Origin of the sequence: Streptomyces sp. CA-210063, assembly GCF_024612015.1 — a bacterium.
GTDB lineage: Bacteria > Actinomycetota > Actinomycetes > Streptomycetales > Streptomycetaceae > Streptomyces.
In genome coordinates this window covers 9082834-9095576 of record NZ_CP102512.1, presented here as the reverse complement: position 1 = coordinate 9095576, position 12743 = coordinate 9082834, and the positions used below count along the sequence as shown (strand labels likewise).

Sequence of the window (12743 nt, the reverse complement as noted above, 5' to 3'; positions counted from 1 at the left end):
TCAGCTCGTGGTCCGGCGCATCAGCAGATCGCGCAGTTCGCGTGCGTGGCGGCGGCTGACCTGGAGTTCCACCGAGCCGACGAGGACGCTCACGGTGCCTGCGTCGAGGCGGAGCTCGCCGACGTGGCGCAGGGCGACGAGATGGCGGCGGTGGATGCGGACGAAACCGCGTGCGCGCCAGCGCTCCTCGAGGGTGGAGAGGGGGATGCGGACGAGATGGCTGCCCTGGGGGGTGTGCAGTCGGGCGTAGTCGCCCTGGGCCTCGACGTGGGTGATGTCGTCGACGGCGACGAAGCGGGTGACCCCGCCGAGTTCGACGGGTATCTGGTCGGGGTCGGGTTCGTGGACCGGTATCGGTGGGGCCGTGTCGCGGAGCTGGGCGGCCCGCCGTATCGCCTCGGCGAGGCGTTCCCGGCGGACGGGCTTGAGGACGTAGTCGACGGCCTTCAGGTCGAAGGCCTGGACGGCGAAGCCCTCGTGCGCGGTGACGAAGACGACGAGCGGGGGCCGCGCGAAGCCGGTGAGGAGGCGGGCGAGATCGAGGCCGTCGAGTCCGGCCATGTGGATGTCGAGGAAGACGACGTCGATCGCCTCGGGTCCGTCGGGGCCCGACTCGATGGCGCGGTTGATCCGGCGCAGTGCCTCGGTGGCGTCGCTCGCGCCCTCGGCACTGGCGACCCGCGGATCCGCGTTCAGCAGGTACAGCAGCTCCTCGAGGGAGGGTTTCTCGTCATCGACGGCGAGCGCGCGCAGCATGAACGTGGAGTGTAGGAGTAATTCGTACTGCTGCACACGGGCGCGCGCCGCACGGGGTCTGCCGAGGGGCGCCGCTGGATACAGTGCCCGCATGAACAGCAAGTCCGCGGCGTTCGACGAGCTCGACCGGAAGATCATCACGGCGTTGATGGCGAACGCCAGAAGCAGCTTCGCCGAGATCGGCTCGGCCGTCGGTCTTTCGGCCACCGCGGTGAAGCGGCGGGTGGACCGGCTGCGTGAGACGGGGGTGATCACCGGGTTCACGGCCACGGTGCAGCCGGCGGCGCTGGGCTGGCGCACGGAGGCGTACGTGGAGGTGTACTGCGAGGGCGCGGCGCCGCCCCGGCGGCTGGCGGAGGTCGTGCGCAATTATCCGGAGATCACCGCGGCGATGACGGTGACGGGCGGCGCGGACGCGCTGCTGCATGTACGGGCCGTCGACGTGGGGCATTTCGAGGAGGTGCTGGAGCGGATCCGCGCGGAGCCCTTCATCCGGAAGACGATCAGCTACATGGTGCTGTCGCACCTGCTGCCGGAGGCTCCGGAGGCAGGCGCGACCCAGGACGCAGCGAACGTGCGCTGAGCTCGACGAACACGCAACATTACTGCGCGGACACGCAACGTTCGTTTCTTGTCGTGCACCTCCCCCGATTCCTACCGTGGTGTCATCCCAGCCGACACCGCAGGAAGCGGAGAGACCCTCTGTGCCCGACAGCCGTGTGCCGCGCCTTCGGCGCTTTCTCGTCTGCGAACCCAGACATTTCGCCGTGCAGTACTCGATCAATCCCTGGATGCACCCGGACACCCCCGTGGACGTCGACCTCGCCCGGGATCAGTGGCAGGAGCTGATCCGCGCCTACCGGGCCCATGGCCACACCGTGGACACCGTGGAGCCGGTGGCGGCACTGCCCGACATGGTGTTCGCCGCCAACTGCGCCCTCGTCCTCGGCGGCCGGGTCCTCGGCTCGCTGTTCCACGCGCCCGAGCGGCGCCCCGAGTCCACCGCGTACGACGCCTGGTTCAAGAACGCCGGGTACGACGTGGTCCGGTCCGAGTCGGTGTGCGAGGGAGAGGGCGATCTGGTGCCGACCGGCCGCTATCTGCTCGCCGGGACCGGCTTCCGCACCACCCGTGAGGCCCATCGCCAGGCGCAGGAGTTCTTCGGCGTCCCGGTGATCAGCCTCCAACTGGTGGATCCGCGTTTCTACCATCTGGACACCGCGCTGTTCGTCCTCGACGAGGGGACGGGCGCTCACGCGGGCAACATCGCGTACTACCCGGAGGCGTTCTCCCCCGGCAGCCGCGCGGTCCTCGCCCGCCTGTATCCCGACGCGGTGATCGCCACCCGTGACGACGCGATGGCGTTCGGCCTGAACTCGGTGTCCGACGGCCGCCATGTCTTCATCTCGCCCCGCGCCAAGGATCTCGCCGACCAGCTGGCCCGGCAGGGCTACGTTCCCGTCCCCGTCGACCTGTCGGAGTTCCAGAAGGCGGGCGGTGGCATCAAGTGCGTCACTCAGGAGATCCGCCCGTGACTGAAGGAGACCCGCCGCCCGGCTCGGGCGATCCGCTCCGTGACCCTGGAGGTCCGCTCATGACCGCTCCCGTCCGTACGCGTTCGTCGGCCGACCTCATCCGCGCCGAGGAGCCCGTCCTCGCGCACAACTACCACCCGCTGCCCGTGGTCGTCGCCCGGGCCGAGGGCACCTGGGTCGAGGACGTCGAGGGCCGCCGCTATCTGGACATGCTGGCCGGGTACTCCGCGCTCAACTTCGGCCACCGCCACCCGGCGCTGATCGAGGCCGCGCACCGCCAGCTCGACACGCTCACCCTCACCTCGCGGGCCTTCCACAACGACCGGCTCGCCGAGTTCGCCGAGTCCCTGGCCGAGCTGACCGGCCTGGACATGGTGCTGCCGATGAACACGGGCGCCGAGGCCGTGGAGAGCGCGATCAAGGTGGCCCGCAAATGGGCGTACGACGTGAAGGGCGTCCCCGCCGACCAGGCCACCGTCGTCGTCGCCGACGGCAACTTCCACGGCCGTACGACGACGATCGTCAGCTTCTCCACGGACCCGGTGGCCCGTGACGGTTTCGGCCCGTTCACGCCGGGCTTCCGGGTGGTGCCGTACAACGACCTCGCCGCGCTGGAGGCGGCGATCGACGGGACGACGGCCGCGGTGCTGATCGAGCCCATCCAGGGCGAGGCGGGTGTGCTGATCCCGGACGACGGCTATCTGCGTGGGGTTCGCGAGCTGACCCGCCGCACGGGGTGCCTGTTCATCGCGGACGAGATCCAGTCGGGCCTCGGCCGCACGGGCCGGACGCTCGCCGTCGAGCACGAGGATGTCCTGCCCGACGCCGTACTGCTCGGCAAGGCGCTGGGCGGCGGCATCGTGCCGGTGTCGGCGGTCGTGGCCCGCCGGGAGGTGCTGTCCGTCCTGCGCCCCGGTGAGCACGGGTCGACCTTCGGCGGCAACCCCCTCGCCGCGGCGGTGGGCTCGGCGGTGGTCGAGCTGCTGCGGACCGGCGAGTTCCAGCTCAGGGCCGCCGAACTGGGCGGACTGCTGCGGGAGGGGCTGACGGCGCTGGTCGGCAAGGGCGTGGTCGGGTTCCGTGCGCGCGGGCTGTGGGCGGGCGTCGACATCGACCCCGCGCTGGGCACGGGCCGCGAGATCAGCCACCGCCTCATGGACCGGGGCATCCTGGTCAAGGACACCCACGGCTCCACCATCCGGCTGGCCCCACCACTGACGATCACGGGCACGGAACTCCAGTCCGCGCTGGGGACGTTGGAGGAGGTCCTGAGGGAGGGCACCTGAAACCGTGGTCCAACACCCGCGCCCCGTAAGGGGCGCGGGGCTGTATCGATATGCGGCTCCGCCGCGTGGGCGCGAGCAACCACCGGCAACGCGCGGACAACACACGACCCACACCCCCTGTCACCGGGGCGGGGGCCTGGGGGCTGCAGCCCCCAGAAGCGGGGTCGAAGGGGCAGCCGCCCCTGGGGACGGGAAGGGAAGGGGCGGAGGGGGCGAAACCCCGTGCTCAGGACCGCAGACGATCGAAGCCGAACGGCGTGAGGACACCCGGCCGCCGCCCGGTGACGACGTACTCGGCAAGCCAGTGCCCGGTCACCGGCCCCAATGTCACCCCGAGCATCCCGTGCCCGGTCGCCGCGTACACGTTGTCGTGGCCGGGGACGCGGTCGATGACGGGCAACCCGTCGGGCAGGAACGGCCGCCCACCCACCCACGGATCGCGGATGAGCCCCACCAGGTCGTCCGGATCGTCGAACCAGCGGCCCAGATAGTGCCGGCTCGCGAGGGCGACCGCGACGACCCGCCGCCAGTCGAGGCGGTTGTTGTTGCCGCTCAGCTCCATCGTCCCGCCGATCCGCGTGGTGGCCCCGATCGGTGAGGCGACGGCCCGGCGCTCGCCGAAGTACAGCGTGTGGCGCGGCGCCGGATCCAGGTCCACGGAGAAGCTGTAGCCCTTGCCCGCCTGGAGGGGCAAGTGACTCCCCAGGGCGCGCAGCAGGCCGGGGGAACGCATCCCGGCCGCCACGACGACGGCCGAGCAGGGGATCTCACCCTGGGCGGTGCGCAGCGCGGTGACCCGTCCTCCGCCGGCCCGGAATCCGGTGGCCTCCGCGTTCTCGTGGACCTTCACACCTGCGGCGGCCAGTGCCTCGCCGAGTGCGCGGGCGAAGGCCTCCGGATCGACCACGCCCTCCCCCTCGACGAGGTACGCCGCGCGCACCCCGGCCGACAGCGCGTCGTCCAGGAGGCGGGCGTCGGCGCCCGTGGTGACGTCGTCGGGCAACGGATAGCGGCCGTCCGCCATCTCCCGCTGGACGGCGAGATGGTGGCGGGCCTCGGCCGGCGACAGGAAGGCGTGCACCATGCCGGGCCGGGTGAGCGTCGTGTCGACCCCTGCCTCGCGCAGGCCGTCGAACAGGTCGAACGTGGTGCGGTTCAGCTCGGCGACCGCCGCGTAGCCGTGCCGGAACACGGCCGGTGTGCTGCTGCGCCAGAACCGCCACAGCCACCGTACGAACGCGGGGTCCGGCAACGGCCGCAGATACAGGGGGGAGTCGGGGCGGCCGAGGGAGCGCAGGGCGTAGCGCAGTACGCCCGGGGCCGGTACGGGCGTCGAGTGGCTGAGGCAGACCCAGCCCGCGTTGCCCCGGGACACCCCGGAGCCCAGACCACGCCGCTCCACGACCTCCACCGGCACACCGGCGGCGGCCAGGTAGTACGCCGTGCACAGCCCCACGACGCCACCGCCGACGACGACGACCGGGCTCCCCGTGGCGAGCGGACGCGTCATGACGTGGTCCCGTAGGAGGAGAGGAACTCCCGGGTACGAAGCCGGGAGGGGTTGTCGAGGACGTCCTCGGGCCTGCCCTCCTCCACGACGCGGCCGCCGTCGACGAAGACGACGTGGTCGGAGACCTCGCGGGCGAAGGGCAGTTCGTGGGTGACCAGCAGCATGGTCATGCCGTCGGCGGCGAGTTCCCGCATCACGCTCAGTACCTCGCGGGTCGCTTCGGGGTCCAGGGAGGACGTGGGTTCGTCGAAGAGGAGCACGTCGGGGGTGAGGGCGAGGGCGCGTGCGATGGCGACGCGTTGCTGTTCGCCGCCGGAGAGCTGGTCGGGCAGGGCGAGGGCGCGGTGGGCGACCTTGACCCGGCGCAGCAGTGCGACGGCCCGCTCCAGCGCCTCGTGTTCGGGGATGCCCGCCTTGCGCTGGGCGAGGACGACGTTCTCGACGGCCGTGAGGTGCGGGAAGAGGTGGAACCGCTGGAAGACCATGCCGACGGTGCGGCGGAGCCGGGCCAGGTCGCGGCAGACGGTGCGGCCGCCCTGGTGCACGACCTCGCCGGCGACTTCGACCGTGCCCCGGTCGGGGCGTTCCAGCAGGTTGACGCAGCGCATCAGCGTCGTCTTCCCGCCGCCGCTCTGCCCGATGACGCTCACGATGCGGCCCCGGGGGACCTCCAGGTGGACGTCGTCGAGTACCAGGCGGCCGTCGAAGGACTTGCTCAGCCCTTCGACGCGTACGACCGCCTCCGAGGCCGGTGCCGCAGTGGTGGCCCCGGCCTTCGCCGAGGTGACCGAGTCGGTCATACCGTCGCCTCCTTCGCGTTCGCGCCGGTGTCGACGCCGATCCCGGTGATCACGTCGGTGCCGAGCAGGGCGCGGGTCGCGCGCAGCCGCCGCCGTCGCCACGGGGACAGGGGGACGCCCGCCCGTACCTTGCGCTCCAGGAGCAGGAGGAGTTGGGAGAGGGGGTAGCAGAGGGCGAAGTAGACGGCCGAGATGACCAGGTACACCTCGAGGGCGCGGAAGGTGGCCGAGGTGATGAGCCGGCCCTCGGACATCAGCTCGGCGGCGGAGACGGTGACGAGCAGCGAGGTGGACTTCAGCAGGTCGACCAGCATGGTGTTGGTGCCGGGCAGCGCCTGCCGGACGGCCTGGGGCAGGATGATGTGCCCGAAGATGCCCACCCTGCCCAGTCCCAGCGCCTCCCCCGCTTCCGTCTGCCCGGCGTGCACTCCGCTGATCGCGGACCGGAAGATCTCGGAGAGATAGGCGGCGTAGAAGACGACGAGGCTGAGGCAGCCGGCCGTGAACACATCCAGCCGGAGCCCGGCGGAGGCGAGGCCGAAGTAGGCCAGGAAGATGATGGCGAGCAGGGGGACGTTCTTGAAGACCTCGGTGTAGACGGCGGCGACGGCACGGGCCGGCCAGGCCCTGCTCAGCCGGAGCAGCGCCACCGTCAGGCCGAGCAGCACCGCGCCGACGAAGCTGACCACGGTGTAGGAGAGGGTCCGCCCGAGCGCGTCGAGCAGGTCGGGCCGGTAGTCGGACCAGGGGACTTCGAAGAAGCCGGAGAGATCGGACATGTCATTGCCTCACTGCGTGATGGACGGCGGCGTCCAGTCCTGGGGCCGGTCCACGCCCCGGCGGGCGGTGGCGACGTCGGCAGTGGGCTTCAGGAACTGCTCGGGGTCTCCGCCCCACTTCTCGACGAGCTTCTTCAGTTCGCCGTCGCCGTACATGGCGTCGATCTCCGCGGAGATCGCCTTCTCCAGCGCGGTGGCCTTCTTGGGCAGGTAGAAGCCTGTCTGGTACGGCTGGAAGTACTGGTAGTCGGGCTCCGCCTTCACCTGTGCGGCGGTCGGCGGCGTCATGTACTGGGTGTCGATCTTCAGGTCGGGCCGTTCCTTCTGTGCCGCGATGATGAGCAGCGGGTCGAGGAACCCGACGTCGACACGGCCCGCGCCGAGGTCGTCGAAGACCCCGTTGGCGTCCGGATAGGCGTGCAGTTTCGCGCCGGGGACGGCCTGGATGGACTTGACCCAGACATAGCCCTCGACCGTGCCGAGCTCCAGGCCCAACAGGTCGTCGACGGTCTTGTACGTCTTCCCGGACCGCACGGCCATCGCCGGGGGCGAGTAGTAGGGCGGGTCGGTGAACAGGCCCTGCTTCTGCCGGTCCGCCGACCAGGCGACCCCGCCGATCGTGATGTCGACGCGGCGGGACTGCACCCCGGCGAGCATGCCCGCGAAGTCCGTGACCTGGGGTTCGATCTGGAGACCGAGCTTCTCGGCCACGTGGTTGAGGATGTCGCCGTCCAGCCCGACGATCTTGTCGCCCTGGACGCTGGTGTAGGGCGCGTACGGCTGGACGGCCACCTTGAGCACGCCGGGGGTGAGTGTGCCCAGGGCGGTCGTCCTGGCGGAGACGTTCTTCGGGCCGTCGTCGCCGTCCCCGCCACAGGCGGCGACGGTCGACAGCAGGAGGGTTGCGGACAGGGCGGCAACAAGCGAACGCACACGGATCATCGGCGTGGCCTTCCGAATCGGCCTGCAAGGAACCCGCCGTTCACCGCGGTGTGCCCCCGGCGGGGAGGTGATGGGCCCATAGGTTATGAGCGGGCAGGTCCGGGGTCACTGTTCACTTCGTATCAACTTGTGGTGGAAATCGACCACGCGGCTGTACGGTGCGTCCAGCTTCGCTCCATCCCTCGACGGGAGGAACGCCCGTGCTGAGCCCGTCACTCGCGCAGGAGATCGCCGGGGACACGTCCGCGGTCATCGGTTTCAACGTGCTGATCACCGATGCGGAGGGCATGGTCATCGGCAGCGGCGACAGCAGCCGGGTCGGCTCCTTCCACGAGGCCTCCGTCGAGGTGATCCGCACCCAGGAACCGGCCACGCACAACGCCTCGCAGGCGTTACGGCTACGGGGTGTGCGCCCCGGAGTCACCCTGCCGCTGGTCACGCACGGCCAGGCGGTGGGCACGGTCGGGATCACCGGAACCCCCGCCCAGGTGCGGCGTTTCGGCCTGCTGGTGAAGCGTCAGACGGAGATCCTGCTGCGGGAGTCGGTGATGCTGCGGTCCCGTCTGCTCGCCGAGCGGGCGGCGGAGAAGCTGCTCGCCGACATCGCCTCGTACGACCCCCAGGTGGTCGAGGGCGACTTCCTGCTCTTCCGGGCCGCCGAGCTGGGCTTCGACCTGCGGCTCCGCCGGGTCGCGGTGGCGTTCGAGGTGACCGTCGCCGAGCCGGGCAGCCGCCGGCCCGGCGCACCGGCCCGGGACATGGCGCTGGTCCGCTCGGAACTGCTCCGCACGGTCCGCGAGGTCTTCGCCGACCCCCAGGACATCGTCGCCACGACGGCTCCCGGCTGGATCGGCGTGCTGCACCGGCTCCGGACCGACCGGCCGACGCCGTCCCTGGTCGCCGACTGCCGCCGGGTCGCCGATGTCATCGCCGCGCAGAGCTCCCTCACCGCGCGCGCCGGGATCGGTGAACCGGCCGACTCCCTCGGCGCCCTCCACGACTCCTACCAGGACGCCTGCGACGCGCTCCATCTGACGGCCCGGCGGACGAACGGCTCCCCCGCCCACCCGACGCCCCGTGGGGCGAGCGGCGCCCCGGTCCACCTGATCTCCGGTCTGCGGATCCACCAGGTCCTGGCGGCGGTGGGCCAGCCCGCCCGCAGCCGGCTGCTCGCGGTGACCGCCGCCGGTCTGCGGGCCCAGCCGGACTGGCCGGTGCTCCGCGACACGATCACCGCATGGTGCGAGGGCGGCTTCAATCTCGTGCGGGCGGCCGAGGCACTGCACGTCCACCGCAACACCGTGGTCTACCGCATGCAGAAGATCGAGCAGCTCACCGGCCGCCCACTGCGCGACCATCGCACGACGATGGCTCTGTATCTCGCCTGCCTGTCCGACCAGTTGGGCAGGGCCGCCGAGACGCCCGGGACCTGACGGTGCGGGCGCGGCCCCGGCGGACCGCGTGAATGTCTTCGCGAAAGGCCATGTCTCTCAGGAATCCCGCGCCTGCGGATTCTCGTGGGCTTCGGCGAGGAGGAGGTAGCTGCTGGCGGTCCAGGTGTAGGCACGGTCGCGCAGACCCGTTCCGGTCAGGGCGTCGAAGTTCTCCGCGAAGCCGTGGGTCTCGCACAGGGCACGAAAACGGGCGCTGATCTCGTCGGCCAGCCGGTGGTGGCCGCCACGGCGCAGGCCGTCCTCGACGAGGACCGTGGCGGGGGCCCAGATCGGCCCGCGCCAGTAGCCGTCGGCGAGGTAGTGCGGCGAGGTCGGCAGTTCGGTGGCCAGGCCGTACGGAGTCAGGTGGGCCTCGATGCGGTCGGCCAGCACACCGCTGACGTCGTCCGGCAGATGCTCTCCCAGCACGATGGGCATCAGGTCGAGGAGGCCGGCACTGTGCCAGGTGTCGCCGCTCGCGACCCCCCGCGCGACGAACCGGTCACCTGTCCAGAGCTCGTCGAACATCGCCGCCTGCGTCGCCTCGGCCGTGAGGGTCCATCGACGGGCCTCGTCCGGCCTGTCCAAGTGCGTTGCCAGCGCGGCGAGTTCGCGCAGTTGGAGGACCAGGAAGGCGGCCAGGTCCGCGGTGACGACCACGCGTTCGGGGTCGAAGGTGGTGGCGTTGTCCCAGCCGCTGTCGTTGCCGTGCTGGTAGTGGGGCAGTGCGGCACCGGGGGCGCGTCGTGCGGTGAGCCAGAACTCCGTCCAGCGTCCCAGCCTGTCGTACGTCCCGGCCAGTTCCGCCCGGTCCGGGGGCGTGGTCAGCCGACGGCGCAGCCGGGCGAAGGCCCAACCGTGGATGGGTGGTTTGACGAAGTTGTGGAGGACCTCGGAGTGGGTGACCGAGTCGGGCAGTGCCCCGGTCTCGTCCTGGTGGTCGAAGGGCAGGTGGAACTGGTCCCGGGCCAGTTCGGGGCACCCGGGGGCCAGGGCGAGGGCGTTGAAGCAGTGGTCCCAGCTCCAGACCTTGTCCATCCAGTGCTTGGACATCAGGACGGCGGGCCGGGTGACGAGGCCCGCCGGGCGTACGGTCGCGGACCACACGACGTAGGCAGCGAGTTCGGCGGCCGGGGTGGCGGAGGAGCGCCAGGGGGCCACCGTGTCGACGAAGTCCGCGAAGGAGTTCCGCGCGGACTCGACGACCTTGTCGAAGGCCGCCGTCGCCGCGTACGGCGGGCGGGCCGTGTCGAGTTCCTCGACCGCGATCTCCCAGGGACCGTCCGTGTCGGCGACGGTGAGGCCACGGTCGGCACCGCCCAGGGCCTGACTGCCGAACGTGTCGGCCACCGTGCCGGCGAGCACGGTGACGCGGTAGCGGCGTCCGGTCTCGTACGACGTGAACACGTACGCGTCGGCGGCCGCGTCGTGGAAGAAGTAGGTGCCGCCGAACGGGGTCAGCGTCCGGGCCGCCGCCGCGACGCTGAGCGACAGGCCCGCACCGCGCAGGCGTACGGTGTCCGGCGACTCGTAGGCGAGATCGATACGGCCGGCCGCGCTGATCCAGCTCAGCAGCCCCGGTCTCGCCTCCACGCGGGTCTCGGCCCGCTCGCCCGTCGCGGCGTCGAGCGGCACGAGGCGCAGGACGGCGTGCATGCCGTTCTGGTGCGAGACCAGGTGGAGATCATCGGCACGGGTCTTCTCCGCCACCACGGGGGAGATGTCGAACCAGGATCCGTACGTGCTGAACGGGATGTCGTGGACGGAGAAGGCCGGGCCGGATCGGGCGGCGGTCATGGGGGATTACTCGTTTCTCGGTCAGGGGTCGCCGGCCGTCCGGCGGACGGTCGGTGGGGCCGTGGCGAGCGGGGAGGGGTCAGTCCTTGACCGCGCCGGCGGTCACACCGGCGGCGACGCAGCGCTGGGCGAGGACGAGGATCACCGCGGCCGGTAGTGAGGCCACGACGGCGGTGGCCATGATGGCGTTCCACTCCTGGTTGTTGTTGCCTATGTAGTGGTAGATGCCGAGGGTGATCGGCTCGTGGGTGCCGCCGTTGACGAGCGTGCCGGCGAAGACGAAGTCGGACCAGGACCACAGGAACGCGAAGAGGGACACCGTGACGACGGCGTTGCGGCTCATGGGCAGGACGATCGACCAGAAGGTGCGCAGCGGCCCGGCGCCGTCGGTCTTCGCGGCCTGGAGCAGTTCGCCGGGGATGCCGGACATGAACGCGGTGAAGATGAGTACCGCGAAGGGGACGGCCAGGGTGGAGTCGGCGACGATCAGGCCGGGGACCGACTGGAGCAGGCCGAGGCTGAGGTAGATGGCGTAGAAGCCCATGGCCATGATGATGCCGGGGATCATCTGGGCGGCCAGCAGGACGAAGCCGAGGACGCCGCCGCCGCGCGGGCGCAGCTTGGCCAGCGCGTATCCGGCGGGTGCGGCGAGGGCCAAGGTCAGGACGACCGTGCCGAGGCCGATGACGAGGCTGGTGCCGAGGTAGGGCAACTGCTCGTCCAGCACCTTGCGGTAGCCGTCCAGTGTGCCGTGGGTGGGGAACAGGTCGGGCGGGCTCTTGCGCAGGTCCTGGTCGCGGGTGAGGGACACGTTGAGCATCCAGTAGACGGGGAAGAGCATGATCCCGGTCAGCAGGAGGCCGATGGCCGTCTTTCCCCAGGTGCGCCCGCGGACGGTCGTCGCTCCCCGCGTGCGCCTGTCGCTTCGGCTCATGACAGCGCCTGCTTTCTCTGGACGCGGACGTGGATCAGGCCGAAGACGAGGGCGGCGACGACGAGCAGGTTGCCGACGGCCGCGCCCGGGCCGAAGGCGGGCACGAGGTTGCCGAAACCGAGCTGGTAGGACCAGGTGGCGAAGGTCGTGGACGACTCGGCGGGGCCTCCCTTGGTCATGATCCAGATGATGTCGAAGACCTTGAGCGTGTAGACCAGCCCGAGGAGCAGCGTGATCGCGGACACCGGACGCAGCAGCGGGAAGGTGATGCTCCAAAACCGCCGCCAGGCACCCGCCCCGTCGAGGGCGGCGGCCTCGTACAGCCCCGCCGGTATGGACTGCAGGCCGCTGTACAGCACGACCAGGTTGAACGGCACGCCGATCCAGATGTTGGCGATGATCACGGAGGTCAGCGACCAGGACGGTGAGGTCAGCCAGTTCACCGGGTCGATGCCTACGACGCCCAACGCGGCGTTGACGATGCCCGATTCGCTGTTGAGCATCCACGACCAGGTGGAGGCCGACACGATCAGCGGCAGCAGCCAGGGCACCAGGAACAGAGCTCGCAGGGTGGCGGAGAGCCGGAAGTGCTGGGTGAAGAAGACCGCGAGGGCCAGGCCGATGACGTACTGGAAGAGGAGGCAGACGACGGTGAACACGACCGTGTGCAGCAGGGCCGGGGCGAAGGCCGGGTCGTCGAGGACGGTCCGGTAGTTCTCCAGGCCCGTGAACGGCGCGTCGCCCTGGACGAAGGAGCGGACGGTGTAGTCGCGCAGGCTCAGATCGAGGTTGCGGTAGAGCGGATAGGCGTAGAAGAGGACGAGGTAGAGGGTCACCGGGGCGAGGAAGGCCCAGGCGGCCCACTGCTGGGAGCCGGGGCGACGCCGGACCCGGGGCGGTGCGGCGGCGGGGGCCGCACCGCTGTGACCGGACACGGGCCGGCGGTACGGCACTTGTGTCGTGTGGCTCAT

12 protein-coding genes are annotated in these 12743 nt (G+C 70.9%); 4 read left to right on the top strand and 8 right to left on the bottom strand.

The features are described 5' to 3' along the window. A complete protein-coding gene (locus JIX56_RS39830) occupies nt 1–756 on the bottom strand; it encodes a LytR/AlgR family response regulator transcription factor (protein WP_257548293.1) in 756 nt (251 codons plus the stop codon). A gap of 91 nt (nt 757–847) precedes the next feature. Here JIX56_RS39830 and JIX56_RS39825 point away from each other — a divergent pair, with 91 nt between their 5' ends. From JIX56_RS39825 to rocD, 3 genes are all read left to right on the top strand, one after another. After that, on the top strand, nt 848–1339 hold the full coding sequence (locus tag JIX56_RS39825) for an Lrp/AsnC family transcriptional regulator (protein WP_257548292.1): 492 nt from the start codon (nt 848–850) through the stop codon (nt 1337–1339). Nucleotides 1340–1460: 121 nt separating this feature from the next. Beyond that, nucleotides 1461–2291 carry a dimethylargininase gene (gene ddaH, locus JIX56_RS39820; RefSeq protein WP_257548291.1) on the top strand — a complete coding sequence of 277 codons (831 nt, stop codon included), beginning with the start codon at nt 1461–1463 and terminating at the stop codon, nt 2289–2291. Between the two features lie 59 nt (nt 2292–2350). Next, nucleotides 2351–3577: an ornithine--oxo-acid transaminase gene (rocD, locus tag JIX56_RS39815; protein ID WP_257548290.1), complete on the top strand. Its 1227-nt coding sequence runs from the start codon at nt 2351–2353 to the stop codon at nt 3575–3577. Between the two features lie 226 nt (nt 3578–3803). On the opposite strand, the gene JIX56_RS39810 is transcribed toward rocD, so the two are convergent. From JIX56_RS39810 to JIX56_RS39795, 4 genes are read right to left on the bottom strand one after another with little or no spacing between them, the layout of a single operon-like run. Next, on the bottom strand, nt 3804–5087 hold the full coding sequence (locus tag JIX56_RS39810) for an NAD(P)/FAD-dependent oxidoreductase (RefSeq protein WP_257548289.1): 1284 nt from the start codon (nt 5085–5087) through the stop codon (nt 3804–3806). Further along, nucleotides 5084–5887 carry an amino acid ABC transporter ATP-binding protein gene (locus tag JIX56_RS39805; protein ID WP_257548288.1) on the bottom strand — a complete coding sequence of 268 codons (804 nt, stop codon included), beginning with the start codon at nt 5885–5887 and terminating at the stop codon, nt 5084–5086. Before JIX56_RS39805 ends, JIX56_RS39810 begins: the two co-directional genes overlap by 4 nt. Then, nucleotides 5884–6666: an amino acid ABC transporter permease gene (locus JIX56_RS39800; protein WP_257548287.1), complete on the bottom strand. Its 783-nt coding sequence runs from the start codon at nt 6664–6666 to the stop codon at nt 5884–5886. Before JIX56_RS39800 ends, JIX56_RS39805 begins: the two co-directional genes overlap by 4 nt. A 9-nt stretch (nt 6667–6675) precedes the next feature. Continuing rightward, complete coding sequence (locus tag JIX56_RS39795; RefSeq protein ID WP_257548286.1) at nt 6676–7608, bottom strand: substrate-binding periplasmic protein; 933 nt, start codon at nt 7606–7608, stop codon at nt 6676–6678. A 200-nt stretch (nt 7609–7808) separates the two neighbouring features. Here JIX56_RS39795 and JIX56_RS39790 point away from each other — a divergent pair, with 200 nt between their 5' ends. Then, entirely contained in the window at nt 7809–9041 is a 1233-nt protein-coding gene (locus JIX56_RS39790) for a CdaR family transcriptional regulator (protein WP_257548285.1), read from the top strand. Between the two features lie 57 nt (nt 9042–9098). Here JIX56_RS39790 and JIX56_RS39785 read toward each other — a convergent pair whose 3' ends face one another. From JIX56_RS39785 to JIX56_RS39775, 3 genes are all read right to left on the bottom strand, one after another. Then, nucleotides 9099–10838 carry an amylo-alpha-1,6-glucosidase gene (locus JIX56_RS39785; RefSeq protein WP_257548283.1) on the bottom strand — a complete coding sequence of 580 codons (1740 nt, stop codon included), beginning with the start codon at nt 10836–10838 and terminating at the stop codon, nt 9099–9101. A 79-nt stretch (nt 10839–10917) separates the two neighbouring features. Continuing rightward, nucleotides 10918–11772 (bottom strand): carbohydrate ABC transporter permease, encoded by an 855-nt coding sequence (locus tag JIX56_RS39780; protein ID WP_257548281.1) that lies wholly within the window; start codon nt 11770–11772, stop codon nt 10918–10920. Further along, complete coding sequence (locus JIX56_RS39775) at nt 11769–12743, bottom strand: carbohydrate ABC transporter permease (protein WP_257548279.1); 975 nt, start codon at nt 12741–12743, stop codon at nt 11769–11771. Before JIX56_RS39775 ends, JIX56_RS39780 begins: the two co-directional genes overlap by 4 nt.